General features: G+C 46.6%; 10 protein-coding genes. All 10 read right to left on the reverse strand.

All coding sequences use genetic code 11. The features are described 5' to 3' along the window. Positions 1-5: 5 nt before the first annotated feature. Entirely contained in the window at positions 6-2,735 is a 2,730-nt protein-coding gene (locus C2I18_RS10180; protein WP_249901070.1) for a stalk domain-containing protein, read from the reverse strand. 446 nt (positions 2,736-3,181) lie between these two features. Next, a complete protein-coding gene (locus C2I18_RS10185; RefSeq protein WP_249901071.1) occupies positions 3,182-7,234 on the reverse strand; it encodes an Ig-like domain-containing protein in 4,053 nt (1,350 codons plus the stop codon). 205 nt (positions 7,235-7,439) lie between these two features. After that, a complete protein-coding gene (gene metK / locus C2I18_RS10190) occupies positions 7,440-8,642 on the reverse strand; it encodes a methionine adenosyltransferase (RefSeq protein WP_249901072.1) in 1,203 nt (400 codons plus the stop codon). Positions 8,643-8,842: 200 nt separating this feature from the next. Then, the gene (locus C2I18_RS10195; protein WP_249901073.1) at positions 8,843-9,115 is read right to left on the reverse strand and encodes an alpha/beta-type small acid-soluble spore protein; all 273 of its coding nucleotides are present in this window, start codon (positions 9,113-9,115) and stop codon (positions 8,843-8,845) included. A gap of 151 nt (positions 9,116-9,266) precedes the next feature. Beyond that, entirely contained in the window at positions 9,267-9,803 is a 537-nt protein-coding gene (locus C2I18_RS10200; protein ID WP_249901074.1) for a hypothetical protein, read from the reverse strand. 82 nt (positions 9,804-9,885) lie between these two features. Next, complete coding sequence (locus C2I18_RS10205) at positions 9,886-12,648, reverse strand: autotransporter outer membrane beta-barrel domain-containing protein (RefSeq protein WP_249901075.1); 2,763 nt, start codon at positions 12,646-12,648, stop codon at positions 9,886-9,888. A gap of 510 nt (positions 12,649-13,158) precedes the next feature. Continuing rightward, a complete protein-coding gene (locus C2I18_RS10210) occupies positions 13,159-13,500 on the reverse strand; it encodes a hypothetical protein (protein WP_249901076.1) in 342 nt (113 codons plus the stop codon). 150 nt (positions 13,501-13,650) lie between these two features. Beyond that, positions 13,651-17,526, reverse strand: coding sequence for an S-layer homology domain-containing protein (locus tag C2I18_RS10215; protein ID WP_249901077.1), 3,876 nt, complete (start codon positions 17,524-17,526; stop codon positions 13,651-13,653). A 157-nt stretch (positions 17,527-17,683) separates the two neighbouring features. Beyond that, positions 17,684-18,811, reverse strand: coding sequence for a glycosyltransferase family 4 protein (locus C2I18_RS10220; protein WP_249901078.1), 1,128 nt, complete (start codon positions 18,809-18,811; stop codon positions 17,684-17,686). 113 nt (positions 18,812-18,924) lie between these two features. Beyond that, entirely contained in the window at positions 18,925-19,683 is a 759-nt protein-coding gene (locus tag C2I18_RS10225) for a WecB/TagA/CpsF family glycosyltransferase (protein WP_249901079.1), read from the reverse strand. Between the last annotated feature and the right edge of the window lies 1 nt (position 19,684).

Raw genomic sequence — 19,684 nt, forward strand, 5'->3', positions numbered from 1 at the left:
ACATATCACGATTCAATAGTTACGGTCTTCGTGTTCTGTTCCCATTTTACATTGAGCCCAAGCTGCTCCGAGACTAGTCTTAGCGGTACTAAAGTCCTGCCTTGCAGGATCATAGGAGCTACTTCAGCGCTATACAGCTTCCCGTTCAGCACAAATTCCTTCTTGGCAACGGTCAGATCCAGCGCTTTGGCTCCACGTAACACCATAATCTGCTTGGTCGTCTGATTCCAGGCCGCGCTTCCGCCAAATGCATCCAGTACATATTTAATCGGCACATAGGTAGTACCGTCCTTATTGATTGGTGCTGCATCGATCGCTTTTTTCGTGCCATTAACCGTCATGGATTTTGAGCCGATTACCATGGAGGCTGTTCCTTTTGGAAGTCCGGCTTCACTGGAGAGTGAGGGCATTACAAAAGAGATATTGTCAAAAGCAACCGTACCGGTCTTGGCCCGTTCATCCTGGCCTTCCTCTACATTGACCACATACATTCTTTTCAAGGATGCCGGGAATTTGATTCCTGAGCCCGACAAGTCAATGTTGATGCTCTTCCAGCCATTCCAGTCGATAACCTTGGCCAGATCTATATACTTTGTAGCTCCGCTGCTGTCAACCACTTCAGCCCGCAGCCAGTTCAGGCTCATATCACCCATAACATCAACGGACATGGAGGTCGCCGCTGCCGGAATGCTCTTGCCGGTTGTTCCGTTGAACTGGGCATAGGCATACATTTTACCGGTACCTGCTGTCATATCGTAGCTGAGGGACAATACCTGGGAGCCTGCCCGTTCAGCACTTCCGGCAGCAACAGCAGCAGTTCCTTTAACCGTGTTCACATTGGAAGTGAATGCGATCGGATACGATACTTTTTCGAAATCCTCCCATGCCGTAGCGGCTGCAGTCGATAAAACCACTGCCGTACTGTATCCGTCATACCGGGCAATGGCATATCCGGTCGTTACACCGGGATCTACAGAGGACACCGTAAGCTTGCCGTCCTGTACGCTGCCCTTGAAGCCAACAAATTCCCACTTCAGCGCCGAATTGGGTACCGTGATGCTTGCCCCGCTCTTAGCTACGGCTGTTACAGGCACAGATACACTGCTTCCTGCTGTGAGCGGCGCTGTAGCCGTTCCTACAGACAAGCTGGTAAGATCATCGCCGCCGAGGACCGTAACTTCAGTAGAAGCTTTGGCGGTACCGCTGGCAGCTGTAAGCGTTGCTTTACCCGGCTTAACAGCTGTCACCACACCTGCACTTACCGTAGCGCTGCCTCCGCTCGAAGTCCAGGCCGGGTTTGCTGCTGCCACATCTATCGGATTATAGTACGTATCATAGCCTTTTAACGTATAGGTAGCCTGCTGCCCGATCAGCAGTACAGAGCTGCCGCTGATCTTGATTCCCTTTACCTGGCCCTGCGGAGCCGAAGTGTATACTCCAAGTGCGTTGACAATGCTGCGCTGCTCTTTGCCATACTCGGTGTTAAAGGTGAGCGTGGAAGCCGTTTCGGCAAGCGGCCGGTCTACCATCGTTGTAGAGCCGCCACCGTCCAGATTTATTCCTTTCCAGACCCCGATCTGGGTCATAAAAGACTGCAGCTCGGTCAGCGACATCCCCGTACTGTTGTCATTCTTCTCCACTGCAATCAAATATACATATTGTCCATTCTGCGAATATCCCAGTGCCGTACGCGCACGGTAGCCGCCGATGCTTGACGTCGAACGGGAAAACGAAGCCGCTTTGCCGCCGTTCACAAGGATGGTATGTCCGCCGATCATCATCTGCAGGCTTGCCGGATCCAGCTCCTGCTGAGTGGTTTTGGAGCGCAGGGAGTAGTCCGTAGCCAGCTTCTGTCCGACGGTCAGGTGAGATTTAACGAACTGCGCAGCAAGGCCATGGGTCCGTAAAATATATGCCCCTTCCGGAACAGACATGGCGAGCGCTGCATCAGGTGAGATTTGTGTAATGACTCCGTTCTCTACCAGCACCTCCGTAGGTGTTGTAGAGCTGTTCTTCGGCCGTTCCTTTGCAGTCCAGGCATCGGTGTATATATAGGCGGCATTGGCATGGCTGTATGTGGAGCTGCCGCCTTCCGGGCTGTAAGCGCCTTTGTTTACTCCGGATAAAGGAAACTGTGCGCCGTCTTCAGCGGTTACCATGCCCTCAAAAGTATATTCGTCAATGACAGGCTTGCGGTCCTTAGTGACAGCAAAAGCGTACATTCCGTCAAGCTGGGAAGGAGTGGAGACAAGCACGCCTCCAGATACCTGCCCGCCGATCGGCGCGCCTTCTCCGCCTGTGTTGAAATAGTCGCCGTTAATCGCAGCTACTGCCCCTGTTTCCACAGCCATTCCGCCAGTGCTCTGCCGTGTGGTCAGATTCCCGCCCTTACCTGTCATCACATCCAGTGATACGTATGGATTGTTCAGGTCCACACGGACGACATCGGCAAGTCCGCTCACCGTTTTGCCGGAACGGACCGTATTATATTTATATTTCATCATAATCGCACCGGATGTAATCACTTCTTCACCCAGCTTGGTTACGTTTACGGATGCTGCTGCAGCCTCAGCCCTGAACGAAGTACCTGTGCCTAATCCGGAAAATTCCCCGTTTCCAACGACCGGCATAATCCACAGCACCCCTGCAAGGGATGCGGCAATCCACTTTTTGGCTGGCGACATTCTCATTCCACGTACTGCCTCTTTCTTCTTCCCCATGAAAACCTCATTCATTTCAGTGTAACTCTCCCATCTATTTATACTCTTCATTCTCGCGATCACCATCTGGATATCAGTTCCTACGATTAGACTACTTCTTTAATAGACTGATTTTTAGCCAAAAAGTTGCGATTTTAAGAGATTACTAGAAGGTTTTGTCAACATCGGGACTCCTGCCGGAAACGCAATTGAACGCCAAAAAGCACCCGGCCATTAAGCCGGATGCTCTGCTGTTAAATACAATCTATATAGATTAAAACTAGTGATTTTTCTATTAACGATTGGGGTGACTCCAGAGAATGTTTGGACTTCCTGCCGCTGTTGTCCCCAGATTTCTTGATTTGTACCGCTTATCGCGGTTGAAATCCGGTGACAAAGGCGGACGCTAACGCTCCTCCAGTTCCAAACTTCTCCTCCGCCACTTTCTCCTAATATCCAATTTATAAGTTCAATCTATATAGTTACAAGTAGCCAGCCATATTGAGCATGCGCTGCAGCATCACTGCCGCCTGGGCACGGGTAGCGTTGCCCTGCGGCTGGAACTCTGTTGGGGTCATTCCCAGGATAATGCCTTCCTGCACAGCCTTGGCCACAAACTCGGCACTTTGGTTCTGGATTTTATTCTTATCCTTAAAGACCGTAAGTGTTGAAGAGGTTGTGCCGCTGAGTGTGATCGGATTTCCTGTATACTCCATAGCGCGGATGATCATAATGGCGAGCTGTTCACGTGTAATATTGGCATTAGGCCGGAAAGTTGCATCTGTATTTCCTGTAATAATCCCGGCCTTGGCAGCAGCACCGATGTAATCTCCAGTCTGAGTGGACGGCTGGACATCGCTGAACCGCTGCGCAGTCTCACGGTCACCCGGCAGCCCCAGACCCCGGCTGAGCATTACAGCGAACTCTGCCCGCGTTATTTTCTGTTCAGGCTTAAACGTGGTTCCGTAGCTGCTGTCGATAATATTCTTGGCGCCCAGCAGACTTACAATCGAATTGCTCCAATGCCTGCTCATATCCGTGAAGCTGCGGGTAGACAAGAATGTCCCCACTACCGGATTTCCTGTTGTAACAGCGCGGATAACCGTGTAGCTGCCCGCTGTACTGATTTTGGTCGGCAGATATGGAGCATCATAATAGACAAGATCCAGTCTTGCTGCCAAAGTCTGATCACTATTCAAGGTGGATGTTGTACGTACTGCATACTCACCTTTTACGTTTAACGCTGTTCCGCTGGAATTATTACCGTTTACCCCGGCACTAAGGCGTATATCCACGAGACCTGTAACGCCCTGCATTCCCTGTGTTCTCAACTTTTGCTCAAAGGGTGTAAACGTACCTGCCGGGGCCTTTTCCATCCTGAACATCAGGGAGATATTGCTGCTGTCTGCAATGAGAGCTGCTGCCAGACTGTTCATATCGATATCGTTTAATGCAACATTGTAGAAATGATCCCCGTGACGGATGCCAAAGGTAGCCTTACTGTTTCTGTTAACTGCATCGAGCAACGGCTTAAGCGGCACAGATACATTGGCTGCCAATTCTGTGGCAGGCACTTCAAAAACAAGCGAAGGTGTTCCCAGCTTATTCAGATATTCGTAGCTGGCGTTCAGCCGGTCTGCAGCAAGGCTATACTTCTTCACCAGCTGGCTGTAGACTGAACGGTCATCGGATGCTGAGGCAGAGTCACTTTTCAGAAGCGGATATTCCTTGCCAAACTCACCTGCCGCCAAAGTACCCATATATGAAGGGCGGTTGGTGGATGAGGCGGATGACGATGTCCCCGTTGCATTATAAACTGAAAGCGCCGTAAAAGACGGCAGAGGAACTCCATTCAAATCGGTAATCGCACCAGATCCTGACATATAGGACAAATCAACAGTTTGCCCGGTTCTCACTACCGTGGACAATGTAAGCCTTAGGACATTCTCTGATACATAATATGATTGTACACCGACACTGCTGCCGTCCACTCTGACGCCAAACTGACTTGTATACACTGCAGTTGAAGAAGGACGCATGTTCTTGCTGAATATTACTGTGATTTCATCACCCGTTACGGTCGCTGAGTTGATATCAGGTACAGACGTTCCTGAGCTCCCGGATACCGCAACTGCCTGCAGATTTAGATACGCAGCCCGGTTGCCGTTTAGATCGCTGAGCCCTGCGCTGCCCGGCACATATGACACAGTAGTATATTGGTTGGCTGTGAGTGGACTCTGAAGCGTAAGTGTAACCTGATTGCCGTTTACCGAAACGCCGGTAACATAATTAGGGGTACCGCCAACAAGAACAGAGAACTGGCTGTTCAGCGGCAGTGCCGATGAGGACATCCCTTCATTATAGGTGAGTACAATTTTACTTCCTGCACCCGAAGCACTTTGAAACACCGGCGCTGTTCCATCACTGGTATTCCGGATATAAAAGTCATTAAAATTTGCGATGTTCTGGCTGTACAGATCCTGAAGAGGATAAGAGCCGGTGTAATAGGTCACACGTATAGTCTGGCCGCTGGATGCAGCATTGTCGAGCCCCAAGACAACAGTTCTCCCATTTGAACTGATGCTGTTCACCCCAAGGGAGACACCATCCGCGTACACATAAAATTGGCTGTAAGCATGGGGGGAAACTGTTTTAAGCGCATCATTGAAGTTTAGCGTTACTGTCCTGCCGGACAGACTGCCATCCTTAGGTGTCGGCAAGGCGGTTTGAATCGGATTCGTAACCTGCTGCAGACCGAAAGTGCCGGCTGCATTCCCGGAGGTGTCCTGAATCGTACGCAGACCCCCTGTATAGCTGATTTTTACAACTTGTCCGACTGCTACTCCTGTATTCAAAGTGACATACACACTGTCTCCTTGAATATATATGTTTTCTATAGCACGATTCTCATCGTTTACGGTTACAGCGAAGCTCGAATAGAGCAGGGCAACTCCGGAGTTAAGTGTTTCGTTATATTTCAGGCGAATCGTCCGGTTATTCTCCAGTTGTGCTGAAGCCATTACCGGAGCTGTTGTATCCTGAGCTGCCGTTTTAAAGCTCCATGAATGCTTGCCGCTAATTCCGTCATACACGACTCCAGCCGCGTTCACATCAGTAAATGCACCTTTAACGATATCAACATAATAGGTTGTGTCTGCTTCAAGAGTCGTTGCTGGGGTGATGATATATTCCTTAGCCGAGGTTCCCTTGCTCACTGTAACTGGAACTCTGGTACCACTGCTCTTATATAAAGCCACACCATCTGTAATATCGCTGTTGTGAGCAGCATCCCGGTTAAATGTTATTTTCATGGATTGGGACACGCTTACAGACTCACTCCGGTCAGAGGGAGAAAGGCCAGTTGCACTAAGCCCAGAGAGCGGAGTAGTCGTAAACGTCCATGAATAGGGTCCGTTGGCAGGGAATACATTCCCGTCCCGGTCGTAAAAAGCCCCCTGGGGAATAGTGACCGTATAGGTCGTTCCGCTTAACAGCGGCATATCCGTAGTAGCAGGTGTAAATTGAATAGACTTCTCCCCTCCGCCAACTACTGAGGTAGAGTTCACATTTACCCATCTGGTCCGGGGATCATCCGTTGTACCCGGCGAGACCGTTATGTACCCGGATGCCGGCATCATTGGCCGGTCAAAAATAAGCCTTAACACTTCAGTGGTAGGTACATTTACAGCCTTGTTATCCGGAACTGTAATAACGTTTTTCGCTTCTCCTCCTACTGTGGAAAAACTCCATACATTACCACTAGAGATTCCGGCGAAGGTACGCTTATCATCGGCCTTGAACGCATAGGAATCTATCAGGATATAATAATTACCGCCTGGTGCAACTTTATTAGCAGTTATCGACAGTTTCACCGTTGTTGATGTGGCATCGCTTTGGACATCTACTCCGGGAACATCATCCCCTATTTTAAATTCCTGGATAGTATCATTGCTGTAGGAGGACATCAGGCGAATCGTGCCACCGCCCTTTTGCAATTTTTTGTTCAGCTTAAAGCTTAGTTGGGTCAACCCTGCTGCATTTACTCTGCTGTTATTTGCCGGTGCAAATTCACTTGCTGTGATTGAGCTGTCAATATCCGGTGCTGTTACGAATGACCATGTAGTTACTGTGGACTCTGCTCCTGCATTGTCTTTGAACAACCCTTTAGGAATAGATACAGTATATTTCGTATTTGGGGCTAATTTACGGTCCGCTCCCCACTTAATATCATAAGCAGCAGAACTGCCTACCAGGCCATAACTGCCGATAGGAATCTTCACAAACTCAGCTTTTGTCTCACTGTTTATAATGGTGATTTCGCCGTTCTGAGGATTTACCGGGCGGTCGAAATTTAATTTAAGATTCGCCCCCGTACTTACATAATAGGCATCAGGCGAAGGTGATACAGTGGGGATGCCAAATTCAGCGGCTGCATATACTGCGGAATTCGGGAACTGACCCGTTCCCTGCCACGATCCCATTATCATGCTGCCTGACAGAATAATCGCTGTCCAGATTGAAATTTTCCTTTTCATTCCCTGATAGACTCCTCTCAAGCCATGCTCTCGTCTTTATATATCCTTTTATTTCGGTTAAAAGGCTTCCAAAGTTTAGAAAGGTTTCCGGCCCTTGATTTATTTCACCCATTTGGGTTCTTTATATGAACACAAATAAGCCCGCAAGATTAGCCTCCCTATCGGGAGAGCTATCTTACGGGCTTGTCCTTTAAATGTAGAATAATTAAATTCCAGCCTGCTCCTTAAGCATTTCGGCTTTGTCTACGCGTTCCCACGGAAGATCGACATCTGTACGTCCGAAATGGCCATAAGCAGCTGTCTGTCTGTAGATCGGTTTGCGAAGATCCAGCATGGAAATAATACCAGCCGGGCGGAGATCAAAGTTACTGCTGATCAGCTCAGCTAACTTCTCTTCGCTGATTTTACCTGTTCCGTATGTATCTACATTAATCGAGACAGGATTAGCCACACCAATGGCGTATGCCAATTGAATCTCACACTTGTCGGCAAGGCCTGCCGCTACAAGATTCTTGGCAACATACCGGGCTGCATATGCAGCAGAACGGTCGACTTTAGTCGGATCTTTACCGGAGAATGCGCCTCCTCCATGACGGGCATATCCGCCATATGTATCCACAATGATCTTACGTCCGGTCAGACCGGCATCCCCTTGCGGACCGCCAATAACAAAACGGCCTGTCGGGTTAATGAAGTATTTAGTGGTTTCATCAAGCAATTCGGCTGGAACTACAGGCAGGATTACATGTTCTTTAATATCAGCCTGAATCTGTTCGAGTGAAATTTCCTCAGCATGTTGGGTCGATACAACGATTGTATCCACACGGACAGGCTTGTCATCCTGATATTCGATCGTAACTTGTGTCTTACCATCTGGACGCAGATACTCCAAAGTCCCATTTTTGCGGACCTCGGACAAGCGGCGAGCAATGCGGTGAGACAAGGCAATTGGCAGCGGCATCAGCTCCGGTGTTTCGTTCGTAGCAAATCCGAACATCAGACCTTGGTCGCCCGCGCCAATATTGGCAGTTTCTTCAGCAACTTGAGCAGGATCACGATGTTCCAATGCAGCATTTACACCTTGCGCGATGTCTGCCGACTGTTCGTTGAGTGAGCTTAACACCGCACAGGTGTTATAGTCGAAACCGTATTTTGCACGTGTATAGCCAATTTCTTTGATGGTGTTACGGACAATTGCCGGAATATCCACGTATTCCGATTTCGTGCTGATTTCCCCGATTACAAGTACAAGGCCTGTTGCTACAGCAACCTCGCAGGCAACACGGGCATTCGGATCATTAGCCAAAAATGCATCAAGCACCGCATCAGAAATCTGATCACAGATCTTATCCGGATGCCCTTCCGTTACGGACTCAGAAGTAAACAAATGACGTCCTTTTATAGACATGTACATCAACCTCCCTTTATAGATCATCTGACACTGTATAGAAATTAATTCTTTGGTGAATAACAGGCCAAATATAATAAGAAATATTAGAGAAATAATAAAAATATCTTAAAAAAAACCTTCTCCAATTGGAAAAGGTTTAGGGTTTTCCTCAACAGCCATATTAACTTATTTACCGGATGGTGTCAATTAAAGGCAGCTTATCTGAAAAGAGACTGCTCGGCCTGCTTCACAAGCCTCTTAGTAATTTCTCCGCCAACTGATCCGTTATCTCTGGAGGACAGATGCCCAAGGTATTGTCTTTGTCCAAATCCGCCTGAGCCACCCAAGGCTCCCAGCTCGGAAGCAAATTCCGTATCTGCCCCTCCGCCATAAGAAGCACCATATAAACCGAACTCTGAAGCAATTTCATATTGCATTTGTTTAAGCATGGCCCGGCTCTCCGGTACCACTGTGCGATTATTTCGTGCCATGTTCCAGCACCTCCTGAAAATTTATAAGATCACAGGAAGTATTGTGCTCGGTTGACAGTCACATCACTCGGCTCAATGTTTGTCATTAGAGGCAAAGTGTGCCGGAGTATGATTTCCTCATTATTGGGACATCCTTATTGATATATGAATCCTACTTTAATGTATATGCTCCACGAACCATTACGACAAGACCTAAGGTTTGGCCTTCCTGCACGGTAATACCGCGGCCATCACGTGGAAAAGAGAGTAAATGATTGGTTGGTGCGGCAACACCGTTAGCAAGATCAACGCCATCAGTTAGATCAGCGACACCGTTGACGTCTTGAGAATAAATAACTGCTTTACCTGCCCGGACAATAAATTCTGCGCCTGCTCCGGCAATTAAGGTTTGGCCTGGTTTAACATCAACAATTTCGGATTCATCGCTGTTAGCTGCCGGCGCTGATGATGGAGCAGGGGTAGCTGCTGGCGCTGTAGTTGCAGCAGGCGCTTGAGTTGCTAAAGTCCCGCCTTGAAGTGCTTTCTGTATTTGCTGATCTACATAACTCTTAGTTACCACCGGATCATCTGCTGTCCCTGGCTGCGAACCGACGCTTGCACCTTCGGCTGTTACGTTTAGCAGTGAACCAGCCCAGATGCCTCCAGCCAGCAGTCCAGTTGCCATGGATACTTTCCATACGGTTTTCATTAGTTGCCTCCTTATTAGGAAATATGGCTATAAAAAAAGGATAGCCTCCGAAGAGGCTATCCTTGATTGCAGTAATCGGAGATTACTTAACGTTGATAGTAGTACCAGTGTTAACTTTGTTTCCTTCATCGTCAGTGATGGAGTTTTGGAATCCATTCTCAACATTGTCTTTAACTTTAACACTCAGAGTGTAAACAGTGTTACCGTTAAGGTCGATAACTTTTCCTGCAGCATCTTTGAATGTTACATAGTATTTATCAGCCAATGGAGCGTTACCGATAGTATCGAACGATGCTGGTGTTACCACAACATCATTAAGCTTGAACTCCAGATCATCCAATTGAGCATTCTTAACTGCCTCGGAGAATGTCAGGATCAATGTGTTGGAATCGGAAGCAGAAACAACAGCAGTGGACAGGGAAGGTTTTACTCTGTCACCCAGTTTGATTTGTTTTACAAATGCATTTTCCAATCCATTTCCTGCAGTGTCAACAACGCCGGCTACAGTGAACTTGTAGTCTTTAGTAGCATTGATGCTGGACTTAGGAATATGAACCGCAGCAGTTTTCAAGATATTAGTGCCATTAGGCAAGATAGTAACATAAGAACCTACTGGAAGTGCAGTGTCATTCAAAGTATAGCTGTTGTTGTCTTGGAGAGACTTAGTGCTAATCTCTGAGTTATCAGAAACAGTTACATGGATAACATAATCAGCGCTATTAGCAACTTCTGGCTGGTAAACTGCACTCACAACTGTAGGTCTGTCAGAATCCGAAGAAGCTGTGCTTCCAGTCACAGGCAATACAGTTGCAGCAGACTTGTTCTTAGCAAAGCTAGTATCAGCTACCAAGCCAGCTGGCAGACGAAGAGTATGAGCTCCTGTTACAGTTCCGTTTACACTGAATGTCAAAGACTTGCCATCATTAGAACGGCTAGTGTAAGTCAGAGCAGTATTAGCAACACCAGTACTGTCATTGATCAAAGTCAATCCAGAAACATTAGCATAAGTAACTTCTTCAGAGAACTTGATAGTGATACCAGTTCCGGATTTGTAAGTTACGCTAGTTACTGTTGGAGCTACTGTATCCTTAGTGAAGGTGATAGGCTGGGACAATGCAGTACCCAAAGTGTTGCCAAGTGTATCACGTACACTTGCTCCGAATACAATTGTTCCTGTGAATGTGCCGTTGTCAGGCAGAGCTGCCAGCGGAGAATTCAGGATAAATGTCTTGCCATCTACACCAGCGTTAATTTGGAATACACCTTTGCTTTCACCGTTAGGATCAAGCAGGCGTACACTACCTACCAAAGAATTGAAGTCAACATTTTTGTTGAATACAATTTGAACCTTCTTGTCGCCAAGTGCAGTTGCACTTACGATTGTAGGAGCAGCTGCGTCAGCAGTTACAGTAACAGAAGCTTTAGTTGGATTAGGGTTAGCAACATTTCCAGCATAATCAGTCAGATTAGTCAGGGAAATATCATAAGTAGCACCGCTAGTTAAAGCAGAACCAGTGTTCAAAGTAACTTCATCAAGTGGCGCATAAGTATCACGGCTCACACTTGCAGGAGCACCGTTAACATACGCAATCAGTCCAGCAGTTTTAACTGGCTCACTCAACTTAACATATACTTTGTTAGTTGTTGTCTTAGCAACCGAAGATACAGACGCAACAGTTGGAGCAGTAGTATCAGCAACAGTCACCAGGTTAGTGAAAGCAGGGATAGCTTCTCCAGCAGTTGTTTTCACGCTGTCATTAACTACAACAGTGTAAGTTCCTTTAAGATACTCGTTACCAGCAAATGTGATCCAAGCTTCTGTACCATCGGAAGCCAGAACTACATTAGCGTTGTTAGCATTAACCAGTTGGTCACCGCTGTTAACGCGAGTTACTTTAATAACATCATCGATCAGCGATGCGCCAGCAGCGCTGTTTTCAACGATAGTTTCAGCATCAACTGCACGGTTGAATTTAACAACCAGTTGCTTAGCGTTTGGAGCTGTTACGGAAACAACCTTAGGCGTTTGCAGAGTTACTTTTGCAGTGTAGTCTTTTTCCAGGTGTTTGAAGTTGATTGTAGTTTCAACGCCTGCTACCAGAGCAGTTGTCAAAGTTACAGTTGTAGTTGTTTTGTCAGAGAAAGTTACTACTACGCTTGTTGGGCTTACTGCTTCAGCAGAAGCTACAGTCAGAGTAGGAACTGCACTCAGTTGGTCAACTGCATAAGCTGTTTCTACTACCAAAGAGCGGGTAGCGTTAGCTTTGAAGTTGGTGTTTTGAGCAACCAGACCAGCGTTGATAACTGCTTGTGCATAGCCTTTAGCCCATACAGATGCAGAGTTATCAGTTGTAGTAGGTTGTTCCAGATCCAAAGCGCGGAACAATACAGCCGCTACTTCTTCAACTGTTACTTTACCGTTGTAGTCGAAGATACCTTTAACAGTATCTTTACCTTGCATCAGGTTAGCTGCAGTAACAGCTTCGATGTAAGGAACTGCCCAGTTAGTAGCTGTGTAACCTTTGTCTTTGTAAGTCAGCTTGCCTGTTACTTCAGTAAGGTTGAACAGTTTAGTTACGATCTTAGCGAACTCAGCACGAGTCAGATCTTTTTCAAGGTGAGCTTGACCGTCTGGGTAGCCGTTCAGGATACCTTTAGCTGCCAAAGCGTCGAATTTCGCTTGTGGAGTTGTTGCAGTTTCACCAAATGCTACAGAGGCAAACATCGAGAATGCCATTGCTGTAGATAATGCTACGGATAAAATTTTCTTCATAACCTTTTTTTCTCCTCCTTGGACATTCATGAACTTAGTATTTTCTTTAGTTGGGTAGCTCATGTTACTCATTAGCCGATGCACCCCCTTTCCCGAGTTGAGCATGTAAGTATAAATGATGTCTGTGACGGGTATCACAGAAACTTGTAAACAGTTTACAGGCACAACAATACTAGATTCCTAATTCTACCTAAGTATTATACAATGTGCCTCAAGTCACGTAAAGCTAATTTTTCCAGAAGACAAAGCTTTTACCCTTTGGGATAATGCTTATTGCCCTGTGTAAGTGACTCTACATCTTAAACGCAGGAGTTTCTAAAAAGTTGCGCTTCACCCAAAATAATTTTTTTCTTTTGAATTCTTTGCCTAAGTATTCTTGGAACTACATATGTCTGCATGTTCTACTAACTATTGCTAATCATGGTTGACTACGGAAGTTAGTATAGCACAGAGCATTCCAATCGTCATTAAGCAATATTTGTTAAGTTAATAAACAGATTTATCCTGTTTCAAACTTGCGGATTACTTCTCTGCACAAAATAAAAAGCGCCGGTTACGGCGCTTTTCTTCTATACATATGAACTATCGGATCTTCATCGATAATTGAATCAGTTCCTGACGCTTCTCAGGACTGGCATTCACGTTCTCATACATGGCATCAATCGCCACTCGGTTCTCACGATAGTTCTTCTCATGTTTAATTGTAGAGTGAGACCATTCAATCAGGGCATTCTCAGCAATGACAAGCTCATTGTAGGCGTCATGGAATCCTGTAGCCTGTACAAGCTCCTCCATGACCTCTTGGGTAATTTCCATAAGCGCACGTTTAGCGGCGATTTCTTTCTCCAACACTTTTGCTCTATTCTCAAACATGTTCTTAGCTTTCGTGTAATCCAGCTGTGCTTTTGATAAAATCGGTTTCATCGATGGCTTTCACCTTTCAGAAAATATTATTTTCTAAGTTATTGTAACGTAAATCGCTGCAGATTACAAAGTTAATCTGGACTGTATGTAATTTTATTACAAAAGAGCCGGCCCGCGATCAGTTTCGCGGACCGGCTTTTGCAGCTTATTTTAATTGAAGTTTTTAGGGAAGATGCTGGTGCTCTTCTGCAAAAGTGCTACAGCGATCTTGCCGGCCTCTGCTCTTGTAAGCTTACCCTTAGGGTTAAAATTATATACAGGCTTGGTCTGTCCGGTAATGGTTACCGCACTGCCTTCCATAATCTTGGCCTTCGATACTGCCTCAATCGCAGGACGGGAGTAAAAGTCCATGCTTCCGGAGTCTACAAAGGACTTGCTGAGGCTTGTTACAAGCTTGGCGTCATTCGCATTCATTTTCAGCTTCAGCGCCCTTGCGATCATTACAGCCGCCTGCTCTCTTGTCAGAGCCTGATCCGGGCCGAAGAAGCCGTCGCTTAGGCCGGTAACAATCCCCGCTCTCGCAGCCGTCTCAATGCTCTTGAAATTCCATGTAGTCGAAACTGCTTCCGGTACAATATCAAAGAACGTCTGCTTGTTAGCATCATAATCCAGCGGGATGTTGAGTCCTTTGACCAGCAGTGTAGCAAACTCACCACGGGTAGTTGTATCATCAGCACCAAAGGCATCTGAACGCAGGTTAGTCATAATTCCTTTGGAATACAATCCGTTCAGGATATTTCTTGCCCAAGGATGGTTCGTAATATCTGTGAAACCGCGGCGAAGCTTCATTACTGTATAATAACCAAACTCATCGAAAGGAACAGTTACCGTATGATTTTTGGTATCCACTTCTCCGCCAACGTTCTCCCATTTCCCTGCATCAGTATAGCGGAATACCGTTACAGTTGAGCCCACCTCATCCACAACGTTCGGGCTGAAGCTGAGCGTCAGTTCACCGCGCTGCGAAGGGAGGATTTTGCGGGACTGGCTGATCTGTGTGAAATTCCCTTCTGTCGAATATGGAGCCACACCATTTGTGGCCGGTACATAGTTATTGCTTCCCTTAGTGCCGACTTCTCCAAGTCCGCCGCTTAACCAGTAAATATCAGACACGCGGGAGAAATTGTTGTTCGTTGCGCTTGATGTAAAACGGAGCACAAGCTCCTGCAGGATAACCAGCTGTTTCTGGGCTCCTACATATCTTTCATCATAAGGGCTGACGTTGATAATATTCCCGTAATCATTAGTGCGTTCCACAACACCGTCGGCAGGATCGGCAATACCGAACAGCAGCTTCGTGTCAGGATAGTATTTGGCCGCTCCGGAAGAAGTATAGCCCTTCATCAGTGTACCCTTAGGGAAGGTCAGCGACAGCTGTTTGTTGAAAACAGTATATTTGTTTGCAACCTTCTCTGCCATGTACTGCGTATCAATCTGGACAGCACTTGCATAATAAACCGTTACCGTGTCAGACAACGTGGAATCTTCACGGACGATCTGTATTTTAATAGAAGTTGCTTTATCTGGTTTCAGGCCTACATAGTCGTAGGTGAAACGGTTAGGCTTATCTGAACGGGGAACAGCCTCATACTTATCAATAATGACCTTCGAAGCACCCTCTGCTTCAATATCAAAGCGTACAAAGTTCTTGTTAACAACAATCTGATCACCGACTGTAGCCACAGGAGCGAGAATGCGGTAAGGAAGTACTTCACGGACAACTTCAATCCGCTGGGTCGTTCTTGCACCTGTCTTGTTGATGAGCTCCAATGTGTACACATGGCTTCCTGGCGCATCAAATTTAAGGTCGCGGATACGCAGGAGGAAGTCCTTCGTAGTTCCTACATAGTCATAATATAATGAACCGTAGGTTCCCGGTGAAGTATGATAATCTTTTGCATCTTCTTTCAAAAGATTATTATTTCCTGCAGTAGTAAAGATCAGGTCAGAACCACTATATAGATTTAAAGTTGTGGCTCCTCCGCCTTGCAGCACCAGATCATAATTGTCCCGGGTAGTTATATACTTATCATCTTTAAAAGTAATTTCTGCCGGTAAAGCCAGAATCGTATTCCGCTTCGTTTCGTTTGTCCGGGAATCCGTTTCAAACATCGGACGGTTCGTTCCCAGCGTCGGATGGAATTGTGATAGGTTAGATACGTTGGTATCAACAATATAGATGCGCAGTTCCTTGGTAATTACACGTTCATTCCCGCCTGCATCTTTGGAAATCCCCGTAAATGTGAGGGTATTTTCACCGTATACAAGCGGTCCTTGCTGAGAAATATTAAGGGTTACATTGAATTTTTTATTATTGTCATTAACAGCAAACTGAGGTGTGCTGCCAGTATCCCATGTTGCACTATCTTTACCGTTGATTTGGAATTGAGCACTGTTGATATTCTCAAATCCAATGTATTCACCTGATACAGTAATGCTCTTTTGAGTATTGGAGTTATACTCAATGGTCTGTCCATCCTGCAGATTGCTTACATAAATGTAGTTCTTCGATACGTAGGAAATGTCGGCAATATACACCGATTTGGATGTACCGTATTTAAACTGTACCTTTTGCTGGCCATTGGAAAAGCCTGTAACCTGGTATACCCGCTCCGTGGTGGAAACGTTCGTAACTAGTTTAAGCTCCAGACCCTTTGTACTTAAAGGCAAATACATCGCACTCAAGTCACCTTTTGGAGCAACATTACTCTTAACGAGGATATAAAAGTTATCCTTTTCCATTTGCTGCCCGTTTAGCGGAAGCTTGGATATTGTAGTCATATCAGCACCCGCTGCATAATCAGGAAGATAGTAAATATTATTTATCACTGTCTCACCCGGGACGTAGTAATACGTTTTTACAAGTGAAGAAGTGTATGTTCCATACTCTACAGTCAAAGTGAAATCATTACTTCCCTCAGCAATCGGAACCTCTACAGGTGTGGTGAATTTGACCAGCCTGTAAGCAGGTGTAACACCGTCAGGACCAGGAATGATCAGCTCTTCACCGTCAGGGATGATCGAAGATATCTTCACTTCGCTGGTAGTATTGGCATCAATCGTCATTTTCCCGGCACCTGATGTTCCGGCGAATGGTGCTGTATTATAAGGAACTAGAATTTGACCGGACAAAGCGGCTCTATAGGTGTTTTCAACCGACAAGGTCGGTGTATTGTCCAGGATTGAATATTTAGTGCCGGCATGAACCAGATCTAATGATGCGTAAGGCTGATTTGTATCAAAAAAGTATACATTCCGGTCAATTGTAATTTTGTCGGAAGCGTTCTGTACTACAATTTGAAGTGTGCTCAGCCCTGGTTGGAGAGTCAAAGCCGGTGTGAAAAAAGTACCATCTTCAAGCAGCGAGGTCTGAAGCGCTGTTCCACCGTTCAGAGCAACCGTTACCTTGGTAGCATTGGCTACTTTACCTTGAAGTGTAATTGATGATACAGGGACAACTACCTGTGTTCCCTCATTTAAATTAAGCGCGGCAGGGCCGCCCAGCACCTGCAGTGAAGTTACAAACGGCACACGGTCAAACAATACATAAAAAGATTCCGAACGCGTCAAATTCCCCTGCATACCGGAGAAGGTAACTTTATTATAACCCGAGTACAACGTTACTCCGCTGGTTGTAAAACGGTTGCCTGGACTATTCGCATCTACTGTGACCGTACCCGTTGTCAGACGCGTAGGATCGGTTACCCACTTGCCTAAGTTATCCTGTGACAGCTGCTCTACAACAACCTTCATCGTTGAGGCTGTTACCTGCGAATAGACACCGGTTATATTAAGTGTGCCATTACTCGTTAAGTACACTTTATCACGGCTGATTGCATTAACGGATCCTGAAGTCGCACTAGGGTCTAAGGCAATCGTCGAACGCAATGTCTGATCATCCGGAGTAAAGTACGTCGTGGTGACAGCATTCGCTGCAGCTGCTACGGGCACATACCTGCCTGGAAGCATAGAGACGACCAGAGCGGCGAGCAGCAGCCATACGAAGGGCTTCTTAAAGCGTTGCATGTGTATAATCTCTCCTTTGAGTTTGAGTTCTCTTAACCTTCACTTTGTTCTTTATCGGTTTGTCTCTGGTATATTTTTAGGGAAACAGCAAAAAACTCATCCTGAAAAGGATGAGTTTTGTTAATTAAGGAAAAAAATAGCTTATTTATGAAGCCTATTAAGATTTGGAACTGCGCTCCGGATCCACCTTCATGCGCATTCTCAGGAAGAAATCGATCATCGGACGTTTGGTTTTGCTGATTACACCGGTAATTTCAGCACCGATCTGCAGGAAGAAGAGCATTACACAGATCACTACAAAAGTAACCCAGTTAGCTTCATACAGCGATGCTGAGGTCTGGATAACAGCCAGAACCCCAAAGAATGCTGCAATTCCGTAAATAATCAGAACAGTCTGGCGGTGGCTGAATCCAAGCTCGCGCAGGCAATGATGCAGATGCCCTTTGTCCGGCGCAAAAATCGGTTTCTTCTGCAGCTTGCGGCGAACGATTGCGAAGAACGTATCAGATAAAGGAACACCGATGATCAGGAGCGGTGTAATAAAGGACACAACTGCAATCTGCTTAAAGCCAAGCAGCGCAAGCAGCGCAAGGCAAAATCCTAAGAACAGCGAACCGGTATCACCCATAAAGATTTTAGCCGGATGAAAGTTAAAGAACAGAAATCCTACAATGCTGCCCAGCAGCAGCAGGCATAGGAGAGCAACCATTGTATTGCCCATCAGAAAAGCCATGACAGCAATCGTAGCAATCGCAATGCCGGATACGCCGGCTGCAAGCCCGTCCAGCCCGTCAATCAGATTTACGGCATTGGTGACACCGACAATCCAGAAGATCGTGAGCGGAACAGCAATCCAGCTTTCCAGTGAGGAGTACGTATTATTAAAAGGAATATTTACGAAATCAACAGTAATGCCGAATCCAAAAACGACAATGCAGGCTGCGGCAATCTGGCCAAGCAGCTTTACCTTTGCTGAAAGCTCGAAGCGGTCATCCAGCCCCCCGATAAGAACAATCAGTCCGCCGCCGCAGAGCAGCGCTTTGATGAAATTGGCCTCCCGCGGAGTGAACTCGTAAGGAATAACCGGCAATACGGCAAGCAGGCCTAACACAAACGCCAGGAAAATACCGAGTCCGCCCATACGGGGCATAATTCTGGTATGCACCTTGCGGGCATTCGGCACATCGGTTGCGCCAATCTTAACAGCGAATTTCTTCACCAGCGGCGTCAAGAGAAGTGCGAGTCCCATGCACACAATAAATCCGGCGATGTATATGATTAACATTTGATCAGTCGACCCCCATTTCTCTACCGCATTGAATTATACGCTGAACCCAAAACAAATTCCAATTCCGTTTTTAGGCTGTTGTCACGATTTTTTCGGTAAATATGCGCAAATTAATGGTCTTTTGTCACTTTATCTTTCTCACGCATCACTTTTACTGCGAATTTCGGCAGCGCAAGCATTCTTTTGTAACGTGTCGGCTCCTTAAGGAGGCGGTACAGCCATTCAGCACGGAGTTTTTGGAACGCTTTAGGTGCACGGCGGCTCTTGCCCGATATTACATCAAAGCTTCCTCCGACGCCCATCATCACAGGTATATTGAGCCGGGATTTGTATTTGGCAATCCACGGTTCCTGACTGTCCGCACCTCTGGCTACAAACAGCAGGTCAGGCTTAGCTTCCAAAATTCCGGCGATGATCTTCTCATCCGCATCCGGGCCGAAAAATCCGTCATGATAGCCGGCAATAACGACTCCGGGATATTGACTTTGTAACCTTGAAGCCGTCTCCCGAATCACTTCCGGAGTGGATCCCAGCAAATATACTCTCCAGTTATAGGTTTCTCCTACACGCAGCAATTCATGTAAAAGATCAAAGCCGGCTACCCGTTCCGCCACCGGCTCATGGCAATATTCTGCGGCCCAGACGACGCCGGTCCCGTCGGGAACAACCAGCTCTGCAGATTTCATAATCTCCATGTAGCCCGGATTCTCCAGCGCGGCCATCACCATTATCGGATTAGCTGTAATGACCTGGTGAGGTTCGCGGTTACGGACAGCTTCTGTTAGATAAGATACCGTAGCCTGCATATTGACTTTGGATACCCGGATGCCAAAAATCGGCACCGTCGGCAGCGTACTATCTGCTTTCACT

Origin of the sequence: Paenibacillus sp. PK3_47, assembly GCF_023520895.1 — a bacterium.
Taxonomy (GTDB): Bacteria; Bacillota; Bacilli; order Paenibacillales; family Paenibacillaceae; genus Paenibacillus_AQ.